Raw genomic sequence first — 16,634 nt, forward strand, 5'->3', positions numbered from 1 at the left:
GCCTGCCGCCTATGCCGAATCACTCATCCGGAAATCGGCTACATTAGCCTCGGACTCTAAAGCTCGCTGCTACTGAAAACGGGGGGACGTCGAGATGCTCCTGAGATGCCTTTGGCGAGGTCGATTCGGGCTTCTTTGGTGACGACATCTCGTTCCGCCTTAACCCACAGCTTATCCTCGTCAAAAGGAGGCTTCAGAAGGCGTGTCGCGAGTCCGCTCGAGGACCCGAAATAGAAGCGGATGACTTCCATCGTCGGAATGACGACGGTTGCGCCTTCGTCGGACTGGGCGACCAGGCACCAGGAGCGTGTGTGCCGGTGGTGGAACGGGTGGTGCTCAAATGGCACGAGATAGCCTTCCTCGCCATCGGGAATGCCCGCCTTGGCCAGTCGGGTACGCTCGGAGTTTGCCTCAACCGTGAATATCTCTTCGACGGAGGATTGAAAGCCCACCTGGCGACCTTTTACCCAGAGGCTTCCAACACCGAGTATCGGCAGCGTACCAACGGGAACATGCACATGACGCTGTTCGTCGGCGGGATAAGGGAACGCGCCTTCGCGGTAAGGCGACAGCGCGAGGCAAATGAACGGAGTTTCGAACCGCCGATATCGTTGGAACGCAACGTCGCCCAGCCAATCAAGACGCCACGTTCGGTCGTCATCCGGGAAAGCCTCAACGGTGGGATAGACGTAGTCGCTCATGTTAACGTGGATACGTTAAGGCTCGCGCTGCCATCGGCAGCGGCCGAGCCGCTAACCGTTTTCAGCTGCTAGAAGCCGGAAATCGGCCATTGCGGGCAATGGAACACTTACCGCGCTGCTTCAGCAATGCGGCCGGTTGCTGACGATGGTGGTACAGGATGATTGAACGTCCGCTTGCCGCAAGAAGCAAATGACATTTCCTTGGCTGAATCGCTTCTTCATGTTCAATCTCCTTGTCGTCGAGGATTGGATTCTAAAGTCTCGCTATACTCAGTGCTGGGGGAGGTCACTGGAAGCGGATCCCTAACATCTATGCCGCGATACGCACCATGAAAACGAGCCGGTTTGAAGTAGCGCCATCTCAATAGTAGCTATCGCTCTGCTCTATCTCCCCCAGCCAAGAATAGATTCCGCCCAGCAACATGAACACGCTGTCCATGACTTCGGAGAGGTGTCTTACGTTGATGTGCTGGAGTTCAGGGAGCGACACCTCACCCTTCTTCGTCATGGGGTAGCGGAAGGCAAATGAGCCTGGATCAACGGAATCGAGTTGGTGGATGAAATCCTCAATGGCTGGCAACTCCTCGTCGTTCTCGCGAGGATCGAGCTGTTCGATGTGCTGGCGCAGTTCGCTCCACAGGGGCATCAGGGAGTGTTGGAGATCGGCGACAGCTTCCTTGCCAGCCAAGCGACGCGCCAACGGCAGGATCAATTTCAGTTGGAGTTCCAATCCTTGGCGATACAAGAACACCAGCGGGTAGACCACGCTGTCGATGGACGCCTTCCGCTCGGCTAACGCCCCAACCAAGGCATCGGCTGCATCCTTGTAGCCGGCAGCGTAGATGTCCCAGGGGAAGTGGGTCCAACCTAGCATAGCGTTGTTGTACGAGTCCTCGCCCTTAATAAAGAGCGATTGCCCAGCGAAGGAGGATGGCAGCTTCATCCTAGTGAGCAAATCAATCTCTGCAGCGTCATTCTCTCGGTCGTTCTGCACGATGCTCTCCAAGGAATTCAATAATGGCCGGCGCGGGGCAGATAGGAAGGAATAGAGTCTGTCGGACGGTAGATTACCAAAGCCCGGCTCCTGCCGGGCTTTGCGCTTTTGGGGATTCCGTTGTTCGGACAGAACGGTCGTTAGCCTCCGCGGACCGAAAGCCGCTACTTGGGCCTACTGCCGCCTTTCGTCGCACTTTAGACATCCGCCCCTTCATCGCCGAAGTGTCGGCTGTGTGAGATCCTCGCGTACTTCCGATGTCGCGACCGCGAATTGAGCAGGCCCGGCGCGCCAACTGAGTGAGAGGAGCGACGTCGAGTGGTGTGCGCCCATCGCTATCAATAACTTCATTAAAAACTACTTAGGGGCGTCTTGTAATATCCTTATAGTAGTGTTACGATCGAAATATCAGAGCACAACAAGGACATTGACATGCACCCCGACCATCTGCGATTCGCACAACAATCGCTGGCTTCGTTCATTGACGTGGCGATCCAGCGCATCGCCTTCAGCGGAGAGAGTGTCTACCGCTACACCATCAGCGCCAACAGCATCAAGGATGCTGCGTGCCTTACCCGACTGAAGAATTCGGTCATTCAAGACTACGAAAGCTACTTCGCGATGATGGGCGTCACGGCCATGTACAACGAGGCATTCGACGTTCTCAACATCACGCTAAATCTCAATACCTGCGTACTGACTCCACAGCAGTCCGACGCGCTTACGATCGCCATGTCAACTTTCCGCGTCGAGCACATGTGAGTTCGCGCGGGTGATTTTCTAGAACGAGGTTCGCCATGGCATCGTCCAAGCCTCCCCCTCCGCGCGACCCGCTGCTGGTGGCGATACTTAAGCTGCTTCCTGAACCGGTGCGTGAGCGGTTTTGCTACGTGGCACTCGGCTTTGGCCTGATGGTGGTCTAGCTGGGCTCTGGCTTGCTCCCACCTTCACGGTGGCCACCAGCTCGGGCTTTGGCGCTCTGCATTTGCTTGCGCGCTTGCTCGGTCGTTAAGCTTACCGCGATCCGCTAGGCCGATAACTGCTGTTCAGCGAAATTTGCAGTTGGACGTTGGCTTACTGATCATTTGCTGACGGAATCAGTCCGCCAGTCGAATGGCTGTTCAGGCCGATAAGCGGAATTTAGCGCTTGTCTTTAGATCAGCCCTTCAGACGGAACGATCCGATCGTTCGCAGGCAACCTAGTCAATTCGCATCTAACGCTGTTCATTCGCGTATAGCAAAGTTGTTTGTACACAGCGCCAGCGCGAGCACACTCACCATGTACACGGTGCGCTGCGCCGGAACGGCAAAGCCGGCGAGCAGCGAATAGAGCAGCGCCGTCAGCCAGCCGGCGGCGATCGCCGCGCGTTGCGCCGGCAGGCGCAGCATCAGCCGTTCGCTGCGCCGCCAAAGTTGATTGACCACTGCCGCGCACAAGGCCGCGACCATCGTCACGTGCAGGCCGGAGATGCTCATCAGGTGCGTCACGCCGGTGCGGTTGAAGATGCGCCACTGGCTGTTGGGAATCGCCCGCTGATCGCCGATCGCCAGCGCCATCAGCACGCCGGCGTACGGCGCGTCGGGCAAGGCCGCGAGAAAGCGCTCGCGGATCAGGTCGCGCGCGCGCTCGATCAGCGTTTCCGCGTTACCGACGAAGGCGACCAGGCGCTGCGGCGGCGGCCGGCTGCGCACATAGCCGGTAGCACGTAGGTCGCGCTCGAACAGCCAGCCTTCGTAGTCGAAGCCGTGCGCGTTGGCATTGCCGTGCGGTCGTTTCAGACGCAGCGTCACGCGCCAGCGTTCGCCGGGATGCAGCGGCGGCAGGTTCGACGCGATCGCGGATCCGTCGGTCGCCGGCGTCTCGTCGCTACCCTCCTCGTCCCAGGCGTGGTACCACGTGAGCAGCAAGCGCTGCGGCAACTTCACCGCCACGCCGGGCGAAGCCTCAGCCGCCGGCAAGGCAGCCGATTCGACGAGAAATTCGAAACGCTCGCCGCGCTCGAAGCGCTGCGGCAGTGAGGCAACGAGGCCGACAACGTCGATATCGCGTCCTTCCAGCGCCGCCGGCAGCGAGTCGGCGAGGCGTTCGGCAGCGCGCCAGCCAGCCCAGGAAAAGCCGATGAGCGCGGCGCCAGCCAGCAGCGCAGCGCGCAGCCACAGCGACTGCTGCGCCCTCAGCCGGCCGCGCTGCAGCAGGACGACAGCACCGGCAAAGGCGGCGCACGACGCCGCCAGCACCACTGCGAAAAGCGGCGCACTGGCGGGCAGCGCTGCCTGCTGCTGCAGGCAGAAGACGCCCGCCGCAAAAGCCACGATCGCGGGGATCGTGAGATCGCGGATTTGCACGCCGGAAGACGCAGCCATCGTGCGATTACAGCAGATTTTGCCGCCGTCATGAACAGCGGCGACGGCCGCCAGGAACAGCCGCGCTCCGGCGCAGCGCCCGGTCGCCGTTCGCTAGCCGAGCGCTGCCGCTTCGATCGTTTGCAGAACGCCGTCGCGCAAGCTCAGCACGCGGTCGGCGCGCGCGGCGAGCGCCAGATCGTGCGTGACGATGACGAAGCTGGTCTGTCGCGATCGCTGCAGCTCCAGCGTCAGGTCGAAAACGGCGCCGGCAGTCTGCCGGTCGAGGTTGCCGGTCGGCTCGTCGGCGAGTACACAGGCAGGCTCGCTGACCAGCGCGCGCGCAATCGCCGCACGCTGGCGCTCGCCGCCAGACAGTTCGCCCGGCGTATGGCGCAGGCGGTGGCCGAGGCCGACGTCCTCGAGCGCCGCCTTGGCCCGCGCCAGCGCCTCTTCGCGCGCCACGCGGCGGATGAACAGCGGCATGGCGACGTTTTCCAGCGCCGTGAATTCGGCGAGCAGATGGTGAAACTGGTACACAAAGCCGAGATGGCGGTTGCGCATGACGCCGCGCTCACGCTCGCCCTGCCCGGCCAGCGGGCTGCCCATCAGCTCGACGCTGCCGGCACTCGGCGTATCGAGCCCACCGAGCAGATGCAGCAGCGTGCTCTTGCCGGAACCGGAGCTGCCGACGATGGCGACGCGTTCGCCGGCGGCAACGTCGAGGTCGACGCCGGCGAGCACGCGCACCTCGTCTTCGCCCTGGCGGAAGACGCGCGTCAGTCCGCGACAGGAAACGACGGTTCGTGGCACTGCGCCTTGCGCCGCGGCGGTCTGCGCTGCATGGACCTGCGGAGCAGAAGACTGCGCAGCGGCCGCAAGGCCGGCGCCCGGATCGATGATTTCACTCATAGCGCAGCGCCTCCGCCGGATTGGTGCGCGCCGCGCGCCAGCTCGGATAGATCGTCGCCAGCAGCGACAGCACGAAGGCGACGACGGTGATCGTGCCGACGTCGCTCCACTGCAGTTCGGACGGCAGTTCGGAGATGTAATAGACCTCGCGCGACAGGAACTGCATGCCGAGCACGCGCTCGAGGAAGGGAACGACGACGTCGATATTGCTCGCCAGCGCGACGCCGCCGGCAACGCCGGCCGCCAGCCCGATCGTTCCGATCAGCGCGCCCTGCACCATGAAGATCGCCATGATGCTGCCGGGACTGGCGCCGAGCGTGCGCAGGATGGCGATGTCGGCCTGCTTGTCGGTCACCGCCATGACCAGCGTCGACACGATGTTGAAGGCGGCGACGGCGACGATCAGCGAGAGGATGATGAACATCATGTTCTTCTCGATCTGCACGGCGCGAAAGAAATTGGCGTGGCTCTGCGTCCAGTCGGAAAGATAGGCATCGGTATCGAGCCGCGAGGCCAGTTCGCGCACCACGCGCGGCGCCGCAAACAGATCGTCGATCTTCAGGCGCACGCCGGAAACACGATCGTCCATGCGGTACAGGCGTTGCGCGTCCTCAAGCCGGATCAGCGCCAACCCGCTGTCGTATTCGAACATGCCGACTTCGAAGATGCCGGCGACGGTGAAGGTCTTCAGGCGCGGCACGACGCCGGCCGGCGTTACCACGCCCTGCGGCGCGACCAGCGTGACGCGGTCGCCGACGGTGACCGACAGCGCGCGCGCCAGTTCGGCGCCAAGGACGATGTTGAAGGAATCCGGCGTCAGCGCGTCAAAGCTGCCCTTCTTCATGTGCGTGCGGAATTCGGCGACCTTGTCCTCGAAGTCGGGCAGGACGCCGCGCACCATGACGCCGCGCACCGTCGTGCCGAAACTGAGCATTCCCTGCGCCTGGATGAACGGCGCCGCCGCGAGCACGCGCGGATGTTCGCTGGCCTGCGCGGCGACCTGCGGCCAGTCGCTCATCTCGCCGTTGGCGCCGCTGATCTGCACGTGCGAGACGACCGCCAGGATGCGTTCGCGCAACTCGGTCTGAAAGCCGTTCATTACCGACAGCACGACGATCAGCGCGGCGACGCCGAGCGCGACGCCGCCCATCGAGATCAGCGAAATGAAGGAAATGAAGTGGTTGCGCCGCTTGGCGCGGGTGTAGCGCAGACCGACAAGAAGTTCGTAGGGTGAAGCCATCGGCAGGAAAGTCCGTGAAAACCGCCCGGGGCGGGGCCGCGCGCGACCGGTAGTGGAAACCGCGGCAGGACCGAAAACTGCCGAAGCGACAGCGGGACCAGCCGGCAGGCCGGCGCGGCAAAGGCGCCATGTTACACTTTTCCCGCTGCCCGCTCCGGTAGCGCCCTCTGATTCAGGCCGCATGCCCGCCCCTCGCCAATCCCTCCGCCTTACCCTGTTTGTCCCGGACCTGCTGCGCCCGCCGCCGCCCGCCGACGCGTTCGGCGCAGGCAGCGAAGCCGATTGTCCGACGCTGGCCGGTCTGCTGGCGCGCGGCAGCTTGTTGCGGCAGCCGCTCACCTCTGCCGAGGCGGCCCTGGCTGCGCTGTTTGGCTTGCGCCCGGCCGCACCCGCTGCGGCCCTGCCCTTCGCCACACTGCGCCTGCGCGGTGAAAACGCGCCAGCCGCCGCGCCGCTGGCGACCCAAGCCGGCTGGCTGTGTGCCGACCCGGTACATCTGCGCCTGCTGCACGATCGCATGGTCCTCGCCGACAGCCACGCCTTTTCCATCGACGACAGCGAAGCGCAGGCGCTGGTCGGTCGGCTGAACAAGCACTTTGCCGCGCACGACGTCGACCCAGGTGCCGAGTTCTTTGCCGCCGCCCGCGATCGCTGGTACGTCCGACTCATCGAGTCTTCCGCCGGCACTGCCAGTGATCAAACCGCCGGCCGGACTGCCGCCCCCGACCTGCCGCCGCTGTCTGAAGTCGCCGGGCGCAGCCTGCGCAAGCACCTGCCAGAAACGGCAGCACTCGCGCCGTGGCGCCGGCTGCTGCTCGAAGCGCAGATGCTGCTCGCCGCCGACCCGGTCAACGCCGCGCGCGCCGGACGTGGCGAACTGCCGCTCAACAGCCTGTGGCTGTGGGGCGCCGGCGATCCCGCGACGCCACCGGCAGCGCCTGTTTTCACCCAGGCGTGGACCGATTCGCCGCTGGCGCGCGGTCTTGCCCGGCACTGCGGTAGCGCGGAGCAAGCCCTGCCGGCGTCGGCCAGCGCCTTGCTTGCCGCCGGCGCGGTCAGCGGCGAGCAGCTCGTCGTCTGCGAGTCGCTGATCGGCCCGGCACTGCTCGACGACGAAGCCGCTTGGTGCGCGGCAGTAAACGATCTGGAAAGCCAGTGGTTCGTGCCGCTCGCGGCGGCGCTGCGCGGCGGTACGCTGTCGTCACTCACCGTCGTAGCACCGACGGCGCTCGGATTGCTGCACTGGCAGATCACGCCGCGCGACCACTGGCAGTTCTGGCGACGGCCGCGAGCGCTCGCCGCCCTCGCCCGCGAACTGGCCGCCAGTGGTGGCGCCAACGAAGCAAGGAATCAGTAATGACCCGTATCGTCACCCGCAGCGTACCGGCGCGCGCGCAATGGCAACTCGAACAGGAAGGCGTGCATCCGCTGCTGGCGCGCCTTTATGCCGCGCGCGGCATCCGCTCGCGTGCCGAACTCGACAACGCACTTTCGGCCTTGCTGCCACCGGCCGAACTGACGCAGGCCGACGCCGCGGCGGTGCTGCTCGCCGACGCCATCGAGGCCGACGCACGCATCCTGATCATCGCCGACTACGACTGCGACGGCGCCACCGCCTGTGCCGTCGGCGTCCGTGCGCTGCGTGCCTTCGGTGGCCGTGTCGATTACCTGGCACCGAACCGCTTCGCCTACGGCTACGGGCTGTCGCCGCAGATCGTCGATCTGGCCGCCACCGCCTGCGACGGCGGCCCGCCCGACCTGATCGTCACCGTCGATAACGGCATCGCCAGCGTCGAGGGCGTCGCGCGCGCGCAGGAACTCGGCATCGCCGTGCTGGTAACCGACCACCACCTGCCGGGTGAGCAACTGCCCGAGGCCGACTGCATCGTCAATCCGAACCAGCCCGGCTGCACTTTTGCCAGCAAGAACCTGGCCGGTGTCGGCGTCATCTTTTACGTGATGCTGGCGCTGCGCGCCGAGTTGCGCAGCCGCGGCGCCTTCGCCGACGGGCGCAAGGAGCCGAATCTGGCGGCGCTGCTCGACCTCGTCGCGCTCGGCACCGTCGCCGATGTGGTGCGCCTCGATCGCAACAACCGCATTCTCGTCAGTCAGGGACTGCAGCGCATCCGCGCAGGCCGCCTGACACCCGGCCTGCGCGCGCTGTTCGTCGCCGCCGGCCGCGAGCCGGCGAAGGCGACGGCTTTCGACCTTGGCTTCCTGATCGGCCCGCGCCTCAACGCCGCCGGCCGGCTGGCCGACATGTCACTCGGCATCGAATGCCTGCTCAGCGAAGACGAATCGCGCGCGCTGACGATCGCGCAGCAACTCGACGCGCTCAACCGCGAGCGCCGCGAAATCGAAGCCGGCATGCAGGAACAGGCGCTGGCGTGGCTGGAGCAGAACCAGACGCTGGCGTCTGCGCCGCTGGCTCCGGGCGAAGCGGACGGCGATGCCGCCGCCGGCATCGCACTGTTCAACGCCGACTGGCATCAGGGCGTCGTCGGCATCCTCGCCGCGCGCATCCGCGAACGCCTGCACCGGCCGGTATTCGCCTTCGCCCGCGGCGACAACGGCGAAATCAAGGGCTCAGGGCGTTCGATTCCCGGCCTGCACCTGCGCGACGCGCTCGATCTGATGAGCAAGCGCGCGCCGGGCCTACTGCTGCGCTTCGGCGGCCACGCCGCAGCCGCCGGCGCGACGCTGCGCGAAGACGATTTCGCGCGCTTTCGCGATCTCTTCGCCGAAGTCGCCGGCGAACTGCTGTCACCCGCCGATCTGACGCAGACGCTGGAGACCGACGGCACGCTGGAAGCCGGCTATTTTTCGCTCGACACGGTGCGCCTGCTCGAAGACGAGGTGTGGGGTCAGGGCTTTCCGGCACCGGTATTTGCCGACGAGTTCGTCGTCGACAGTCGTCGCGTGCTCAAGGAAAAGCATCTCAAGCTGCGCCTGCGCAAGGGCAATCTGCGTTTTGACGCGATCCGCTTCAACGGCACCGACGCACCGGCGGGCGACCGCCTGCGCGCCGCCTTCCGCCTGTCGATCAATGATTTCAACGGCGTACAGAGTACGCAGCTGATGATCGAAGGCTTCGCCGACTGCGAAGGCTGAGCCGGCGCTCAGCGAATCTGGCTGGCGAGATCGCCGGCGAGGAAAGCCAGCGCGTCGGCCGGCGCGAGCGGCGGCGCGATCAGGTATCCCTGAAACTCCTCGCAGCCGTAGGCGGCAAGCATTGCCAGCTGGCGCGCATTTTCGACGCCCTCGGCGACGATGCGCAGATGCAGGCTGCGACCGAGTGAAATGATCGCGCGCGGAATCGCCATCGCCTCGCCGCCATGCTCGCAGCGGCTGACGAAGGAACGGTCGATCTTGACGATGTCGAGCGGCAGCTTCTGCAGGTAGGAGAGCGACGAGTAGCCGGTGCCGAAGTCATCAAGCGCGATGCGTACGCCAAGTACGCGCAGCGACTCGATGCTAGCCGCGGTGCGCGTGAAATCGCCGAGCAGCGCGCTTTCGGTGATCTCGACTTCCAGGCGCGTAGCCGGCAGACCGGTTTCCGCCAGAATCGCGGCAACGCGCGCCGCCAGCGAATCATCGCTGAACAGGCGCGCCGACAGGTTGACGGCAACCGACAGCGGCGCCGCCCCGGGCTGCGCGGATCGCCAGCCGAGGGCTTCGCAACAGGCGGCGCGCAGCACGAAATCGGTCATCGGCTCGATCAGTCCGATTTCTTCGGCCAGCGGAATGAAGCGCTCGGGCGAGATGTCCCCCAACTGCTCGTTGTGCCAGCGCAGCAGCGCCTCGAAGCCGCAGCAATTGCCGAAGGGGTCGACCTTCGGCTGGTAGACGACCGACAACTCGCTGGCGTCGAGCGCGCCACGCAGCGCCGATTCGAGCGCCAGGCGCTGGTGCGCTGCACTGTTCAGTTCGCCGGTAAAGAACTGGAACTGTCCCTTGCCGAGTTCCTTGGCGTGATGCATCGCCGCGTTGGCGTGACGCAGCAAGGTTTCGATATCGTCGCCATCGCCGGGGTAGAGGCTGATGCCAATGCTGCAGTCGATGCGCAACTCGCGTCCGTCGATGAAGAACGGCGCATTGATCGCACGGTGCACGCGTTCGAGCGTGCCGATCGCCTGGTTCAGACTGCCGTGGTCGGCGAGCACGAGAACGAATTCGTCGCCGCCGTAACGCGCCACCGTATCGACACCGCGCAGCGCCTCGCGCAAACGCCGTGCCGATTCGATGATCAGCGTATCGCCGGCGGCGTGGCCGAGGCTGTCGTTGACGTACTTGAAATTATCCAGATCGACGAAAGCGCAGGCAACGCGGCCGTCGCCGCGTTGCGCGGCAACCATCGCCTGGCGCAGGCGGTCTTCGAGCAAGGTCCGGTTCGGCAGGCCGGTAAGCGGATCATGCGTTGCCTGGTGCTCGAGGCGCGCCTGATACTGGCGGCGCTCGGTGACATCCTCGACCGTACCCTCGTAGTAAAGCAGTTCGCCAGACGAGCCATGCACCGCATGCGCATTCTCGGCGATCCAGATGCGCACGCCGTCGGCGCGATAGACCTCGGAGACGAAGTCGACGACCCGCCCGTGCTCGCGGATCTGCCGCATGAACTCGTCACGCCGACCGGTTTCGACGTAGAGCCGTGCAGCAATGTCGCACAGGCTGCCGACCAGTGCTTCCGGCGTCGGGTACGCGTACAAGCGCGCCAAGGCCCGGTTGGCGGCGAGATAACGACCATCGGCCGTCGTCCGGAACATGCCGACGACCAAATTCTCGAACATGCTGCGGTAGCGCAACTCGGCTTCGAGCCGATCACGCTCGCTCGCCACCTGCGTGCTGTCGTCCTCGACCAGCGCCTCGACCAGCCACTCGCCGTGTTCGCCGCGGACGACGACGCCGCTCTCGCGCACGTTCAGCGCAGTGCCGTCGCGGCGCAGCAACCGGTAGCGCACCCGGTAGCGGCCGCCTTCGCCGGTGGCGGCAATCGCCCCCGTCAGCCGCGCGCGGTCATCAGGGTGCACCAGTTGATGACGGCTGACGCCAGACTGCGGCGCACCACCGCCTGCGATATCGCCAATTTCTTTGCCCAGCAGATCAGTGCGCGAATAAGCGCTCAGCTCGCAACAGCCCTCGCTGACAAAAAGAAAAACGCCGTCGTCGCGCGTACAGCGCAGAAGCATGCCGTCGATCGCCGCCAATGGCAGCGGACACGCTTCACGCCCCTTACGAACTCGGGATACCGCCGCGCGGGTCGGTTTAAGGCAGGCAGACATTCAAATCAACGATATGTTTTCAAGGGGTTTATTCGGGGCAATGCAACAAAGTTCGCAGCCCTCAGGCTGCGCAGGCGAAGCGGCCACCGGCAATCCCGCGGACGTACTTGCCGCGGCGCCCGGACCTGCCGGAGAAGAAGACGCCTATAACTTTAGTATTATCCACGAACCATCAAGACTCCGCTTGCCAAAGGCAGCACGGAGAAACTGCTTGCGCGGCAGCGGCGACGATCAAGCGCGCAAGGAGCGGCTCGGGGTGGCGTGGCGACGTATCGCCTGCCGGATGCTTCGCAACGAAGGGAAAAGCACTGCGGAGTCGCCGAAGCCTTTGCCGAAACCGGATCAATCGGCGGCCAGCCAGACCAGCGAGGCCATCCGTCCGCATACGCCATCGCGCCGGTAGGAGTAGAAGCGCTGCGCATCGCGCAGCGTGCACTGCTCGCCGCCACTGATCGACAAAACGCCCAGTGCGGCCAGCCGCTGCCTTGCCAGCGCAGCAAGGTCGGCCAGCCATTTGCCCGGCACCAGCGGCACGAAGGCCGCGCTGGCTGCAGGATCGACCGCCAGGAATGCCGCACGCACCTCGTCGCCGACTTCGAACGACGCGGCGCCGATCGCCGGACCGAGATAGGCGTGCAAACCGTCCGGCGCGCAGCCCATCGCCGCCACCGTGCGCTCGATCACGCTGGCACACAGTCCGCGCCAGCCGGCATGCACGGCGGCGACGACACTGCCGGCGTCGTCGCAGAGCAAGAGCGGCAGACAGTCGGCGGTGAGCACCGCGCAGACAACGCCCGGCACACGCGTGAACGCCGCATCGGCGCGCGGCGGCACGGCGCCGGGCACAGGCGCCGCAGACCACTCGACGACCTCGACGCCATGCACCTGCTCGAGCCAGCAAGGCGCCGACGGCAGCAGCGCGGCGAGTCGCTCCCGATTGGCGGCGACGGCCGCAGGATCGTCACCGACGTGGCTGGCGAGGTTGAAACCGGCCCATGGCCCGCAACTGAAACCGCCGCTACGCGTCGTCAGCAGACTGCGCACGCGCGCCGGCGCCGGCCAGTCAGCAGCGAAACAGGAGTCTGCCGGGGAGGAATCAGGCAGTGCTTCGGGCATCGCTGCCATCAGCGCCGGCCATGCGCGGATTTGCGCGCCCCACCCGGCGGATTCGGCTGATCGTCCGGAGCATCGTCAATGGGGTTCGGCGCGTCCGCAGCGTCGCCGTCAGGATCATCGCCGACCATCTCCTCATCGAGATACTCGTCGTCGAGTTCGTCGTCGCCATCTTCGCCGGCATAAGCGGCGGCGTCCGGATCGTCGTCAGCGTCGGCAAAATCGCCGTCACCGCGCACGTAGAAGACCTGCGGGCCGTCGGCCTCGTCCCAGTCGTCGAAGTCGTCTTCCTCACCACTGGCCAGCGCCAGCGCTTCGGCAGCGGCAGCGGCTTCCTCGCGCACGCCCTCGAGCAGTTCGGCAAAGTCGTCGGGCAAGGGCGCCGTCCATTGCAGCGAACGCCCGTTTTCCGGATGCACCAGACCAAGGCGGAAGGCGTGCAGCGCCTGCCGGTGAAAGAGCGCGCCGACCGGGATGCGGCTGGCACCGCCGCCATAGACCGCGTCACCGACCAGCGGGTGGCCGATCGACGTCATGTGTACGCGGATCTGGTGCGTGCGCCCGGTTTCCAGCGCGCAATCGACCAGCGTGCAGCCGATGAAGCGTTCGAGCACGTGGTAGTGCGTGCGCGCCGGCTTGCCGTTGCTGACCACCGCCATGCGCGTGCGCAGCGTCGGATGGCGGCCGATCGGCGCGTCGACGGTGCCATCGCGCGTCAGTTCGCCACGCAGCAGCGCGCGATAGCGGCGCTTGACCGTACGCGCCTGCAACTGCCGTACGAGATCGGTCTGCGCCGCCAAGGTCTTGGCGACGACAAGCAGGCCGCTGGTGTCCTTGTCGAGACGATGCACGATGCCGGCGCGCGGAATTCCGGCCAGCGCCGGCGCGTGATGCAGCAGCGCGTTGAGCAGCGTTCCGTGCCAGTTGCCGTTGCCGGGATGAACGACCAGACCGGCCGGCTTGTTGATCACCAGCAGCGTCTCGTCTTCATAGACGATGTCGAGCGGAATGTCCTCGGGCGTCGATGACTCGGCATGTTCGTCAGCCGCCGCGTCGATTTCGAGCGATTCGCCGCCCCACAGCTTGCGCTTCGTTTCGGTCAGAGGCTCGCCGGCGAGACGCACGCGCCCCTCGCGAATCCAGGTCTGCAAGCGGTTGCGCGAGTGCTGCGGCAACAGGCGGGCGAGAATCCGGTCGAGCCGCTCGCCGCCGCAATCGGCCGGAACGCTCAGGGCGATCAGGGGATTTGCTGCGCTATAATCGGTCCGCTCCGCTGCCGGCTTGATCGGCATGGGCGACTCTTTCGCCGAATTTGTCGGCGTCCTTTTTTTGTGCGGAATGCTCATCATGCGTAGTTTAGCGGTTATCGCAGCGCTTTTCCTCGCCACCACCCTCGCCGGCTGCGGGCTGCTGCCCGAGCAGAAGGACGAAACCAGCGGCTGGTCGGCCAACAAGCTCTACGCCGAAGCCAAGGACGCGCTCAACGAAGGCGCTTACGACAAGTCGATCAAGTACTTCGAAAAGCTTGAATCGCGCTACCCCTACGGCCGTTTCGCGCAGCAGGCGCAGATGGAAGTCGCCTACGCCTACTGGAAAGCGATGGAGCCGGCATCGGCCATCGCCGCCTGCGACCGCTTCATCAAGCTGCACCCGAATCATCCCAACGTCGATTACGTTTATTACCTGAAGGGCCTCGTCACTTTCAACGAGGACCTCGGCATCCTCGGCTCGATCAGCAATCAGGACCTGACCGAACGCGATCCGAAAGGACTTAATGAGTCCTTCGATGCGTTCCGCGAACTCGCCACCCGTTTCCCGGAAAGCAAGTACACGGCCGACGCGGTGGCGCGCATGAAGTACCTGGTCAACGCGATGGCTTCGCACGAAGTACACGTGGCGCGTTACTACATGAAGCGCGGCGCCTATCTGGCGGCAGTGAACCGCTCGCAGTTCGCGGTGAAGAACTATCCCGACGCACCGGCGATCGAGGAAGCGCTGTTCATCATGGTCAAGGGCTACGACCTGCTCGGCATCAACGACCTGCGCGACGACGCCGAACGCGTTATGCGTAAGAACTTCCCGAAGAGCGCCTACTACGAGCGCGGCCTCGACCGTCCCGAACCCTGGTGGAAGCTCTGGTAAGCCTTTCCGCTCGCTGAGCGAGCGGAAACGGCGCCCGCAGCGGCAGCGTCGTCCGACGCTGCCGCAGCACTCCCTCTCGCTCGTCTGCACGCGCCTCTCTGCTGGCGTCGGCTGACATCGCGCCCTGCGCGGCCGGCCTGCCCGATGCGCTCGCCCATGAAGTAGAATCGATCAGCAAGCTGCGTTTGCACTTGCTGCATGCGCCAGCGGCGACACAAGCCGCTTTCAATCGATAAAACATGGGGAGAACAGTAAATGTCGGTGAAGGAACTGTATCTGCAGAAACGTACAACGGCGGACGAAGCCATTCGCCATGTGCGCAACGGCGATTTCATCGTCGTACCGACCGGAGTTGCCGAAGCGCCCAGCTTGTTGCACGCCCTCTCGGCGCAACGCCGGGACTTCCGCGACGTAAAAGTCGGACAGATCCTGCCGATCGGCAAATACGCGTATTTCGACCCGGAAACCGCCGACTGCGTGCGCCACGTTGCCTATTTCTACAGCGGTGTCAGCCGCGCCGGCGGCAATGCCGGCTGGGTCGATTTCATCCCCAGCTATTTCTCCGAGATGCCCGAGCTGATGCGGCGCGGCATGCTGGCAACCGACGTCGTCTTCTCGATGGCCTCGCCGATGGACGCGCACGGCTACTTCTCGCTCAGCCTTGGCGCCGATTACACGATGGCCGCCGTACAACGCGCGCGCGCCGTCGTCCTCGAAGTCAATCCGAACGTTCCGTTTGCCAACGGCAACTGTCACATCCACATTTCGCAGGTTGCCGCGCTGGTCGAAAGCGAAACGCCGATTCCCGAAGTCGGCCTGCCGAAAATCGGCCCGGTACAGGAAGCAATCGCGCGCTACGTCGCCGACATGATCGACGACGGCTCAACCTTGCAGATCGGCTACGGCGGCATTCCCGACGCAGTGGTGATGCAGCTGACGCACAAGCACGACCTCGGCATCCACACCGAAATGATCGGCGACGGCATCATGACGCTGCTTGAAAGCGGCGCCGTCACCAACCGGCGCAAGAACTACCTGCCGGGCAAGATGGTGGCGACCTTCGCGCTTGGTTCGAAGAAGCTGTACGACTTCATGCACCGCAACCCGATGCTCGAAATGCACCCGGTCGATTTCACCAACGATCCTTACCTGATCTCGCAGAACGACAATCTGGTCAGCATCAACGGCACATTGCAGATCGACCTGCTCGGCCAGTGCGGCTCGGAATCGATCGGCTGGCAGTCGTACTCGGGCACCGGCGGTCAGGCCGACTTCGTACGGGCGGCCAACCGCTCGAAAGGCGGCAAGTCGTTCATCGTGCTGCCCTCGACCGCCAAGTCGGATTCGCTGACGCGCATCGTGCCGACGCTGACACCGGGAACGCACGTCTCGACCAGCAAGAACGACGTCAATTACGTCGTCACCGAATACGGTGTCGCCCAGTTGCGCGGCAAGTCAGCCAAGCAGCGCGCGCAGGAACTGATCGCCGTCGCCCACCCGAGCTTCCGCGAGGAACTGTCAGCCACGGCGCGCAAGATGAACCTGCTCTGAGCTTCGCCTTCAGCCGGACCACTGGCGCCGCCGTGCCCCTGTTTTCAGGTGGCCGCCGGCGCCGGTTGCGTTTACGCGACGTCGCTTTGAACGCGAGGGATAAAGTCCCTCGGAGCCTGATATTGCCTCGATGTTGGGTGGCTGTTCATCGGCCTTTGCGGACGTTGGCACACCTACCGAGCTAGGTCTGCATTGCGGCCGGTTGCTGACTGCGTCAGCCAACGATGATTGAGTGTCTGCTTCCGGCCCCGGCGACCGCGTGCTCCCGACGTCCCCCCGTTTTCAGTAGCAGCGAGCTTTAGAGTCCGAGGCTAATGTAGCCGATTTCCGGATGAGTGATTCGGCATAGGCGGCAGGCG

Annotated in this window: 12 protein-coding genes and 1 pseudogene; 5 read left to right on the forward strand and 8 right to left on the reverse strand. The window is 64.8% G+C overall.

Going from position 1 to position 16,634, the window contains the following annotated elements:
- Window positions 1–56: 56 nt before the first annotated feature.
- Together GGD90_RS17685 and GGD90_RS17690 are read right to left on the reverse strand one after the other, a co-directional pair.
- Complete coding sequence (locus GGD90_RS17685) at window positions 57–701, reverse strand: hypothetical protein (protein ID WP_153118050.1); 645 nt, start codon at window positions 699–701, stop codon at window positions 57–59.
- 361 nt (window positions 702–1,062) lie between these two features.
- The gene (locus GGD90_RS17690; protein WP_221227835.1) at window positions 1,063–1,707 is read right to left on the reverse strand and encodes a hypothetical protein; all 645 of its coding nucleotides are present in this window, start codon (window positions 1,705–1,707) and stop codon (window positions 1,063–1,065) included.
- Between the two features lie 420 nt (window positions 1,708–2,127).
- Here GGD90_RS17690 and GGD90_RS17695 point away from each other — a divergent pair, with 420 nt between their 5' ends.
- Entirely contained in the window at window positions 2,128–2,457 is a 330-nt protein-coding gene (locus tag GGD90_RS17695; protein WP_153118052.1) for a hypothetical protein, read from the forward strand.
- 462 nt (window positions 2,458–2,919) lie between these two features.
- On the opposite strand, the gene GGD90_RS17700 is transcribed toward GGD90_RS17695, so the two are convergent.
- From GGD90_RS17700 to GGD90_RS17710, 3 genes are all read right to left on the reverse strand, one after another.
- Window positions 2,920–4,008 carry a ComEC family competence protein gene (locus GGD90_RS17700; RefSeq protein ID WP_221227836.1) on the reverse strand — a complete coding sequence of 363 codons (1,089 nt, stop codon included), beginning with the start codon at window positions 4,006–4,008 and terminating at the stop codon, window positions 2,920–2,922.
- Between the two features lie 144 nt (window positions 4,009–4,152).
- The gene (gene lolD, locus GGD90_RS17705; RefSeq protein WP_153118055.1) at window positions 4,153–4,950 is read right to left on the reverse strand and encodes a lipoprotein-releasing ABC transporter ATP-binding protein LolD; all 798 of its coding nucleotides are present in this window, start codon (window positions 4,948–4,950) and stop codon (window positions 4,153–4,155) included.
- Entirely contained in the window at window positions 4,943–6,190 is a 1,248-nt protein-coding gene (locus tag GGD90_RS17710) for a lipoprotein-releasing ABC transporter permease subunit (RefSeq protein WP_153118057.1), read from the reverse strand. The genes lolD and GGD90_RS17710 overlap by 8 nt, the downstream gene beginning before the upstream one ends.
- Window positions 6,191–6,371: 181 nt before the next feature.
- On the opposite strand from GGD90_RS17710, the gene GGD90_RS17715 reads away from it, so the two are divergent.
- Both GGD90_RS17715 and recJ read left to right on the forward strand, forming a co-directional pair.
- On the forward strand, window positions 6,372–7,547 hold the full coding sequence (locus GGD90_RS17715) for a hypothetical protein (RefSeq protein ID WP_153118060.1): 1,176 nt from the start codon (window positions 6,372–6,374) through the stop codon (window positions 7,545–7,547).
- Window positions 7,547–9,301 carry a single-stranded-DNA-specific exonuclease RecJ gene (gene recJ / locus GGD90_RS17720; protein WP_153118062.1) on the forward strand — a complete coding sequence of 585 codons (1,755 nt, stop codon included), beginning with the start codon at window positions 7,547–7,549 and terminating at the stop codon, window positions 9,299–9,301. The genes GGD90_RS17715 and recJ overlap by 1 nt, the downstream gene beginning before the upstream one ends.
- 8 nt (window positions 9,302–9,309) lie before the next feature.
- Here recJ and GGD90_RS17725 read toward each other — a convergent pair whose 3' ends face one another.
- From GGD90_RS17725 to rluD, 3 genes and pseudogenes are all read right to left on the reverse strand, one after another.
- A complete protein-coding gene (locus tag GGD90_RS17725; protein WP_153118064.1) occupies window positions 9,310–11,469 on the reverse strand; it encodes a sensor domain-containing protein in 2,160 nt (719 codons plus the stop codon).
- Between the two features lie 342 nt (window positions 11,470–11,811).
- Window positions 11,812–12,585, reverse strand: a complete 774-nt coding sequence (gene pgeF / locus GGD90_RS17730; RefSeq protein WP_153118066.1) for a peptidoglycan editing factor PgeF — start codon at window positions 12,583–12,585, stop codon at window positions 11,812–11,814.
- Between the two features lie 332 nt (window positions 12,586–12,917).
- A pseudogene (gene rluD / locus GGD90_RS17735) lies at window positions 12,918–13,874 on the reverse strand (23S rRNA pseudouridine(1911/1915/1917) synthase RluD); the annotation flags it as partial.
- A 55-nt stretch (window positions 13,875–13,929) separates the two neighbouring features.
- On the opposite strand from rluD, the gene GGD90_RS17740 reads away from it, so the two are divergent.
- Together GGD90_RS17740 and GGD90_RS17745 are read left to right on the forward strand one after the other, a co-directional pair.
- Complete coding sequence (locus GGD90_RS17740; protein ID WP_153118070.1) at window positions 13,930–14,724, forward strand: outer membrane protein assembly factor BamD; 795 nt, start codon at window positions 13,930–13,932, stop codon at window positions 14,722–14,724.
- A 255-nt stretch (window positions 14,725–14,979) separates the two neighbouring features.
- Window positions 14,980–16,275 carry an acetyl-CoA hydrolase/transferase family protein gene (locus GGD90_RS17745; RefSeq protein ID WP_153118072.1) on the forward strand — a complete coding sequence of 432 codons (1,296 nt, stop codon included), beginning with the start codon at window positions 14,980–14,982 and terminating at the stop codon, window positions 16,273–16,275.
- Window positions 16,276–16,634: the final 359 nt, after the last annotated feature.

This window comes from Rhodocyclus tenuis (genome assembly GCF_014197755.1).
In the GTDB taxonomy this organism is placed as follows: Bacteria; Pseudomonadota; Gammaproteobacteria; order Burkholderiales; family Rhodocyclaceae; genus Rhodocyclus; species Rhodocyclus tenuis.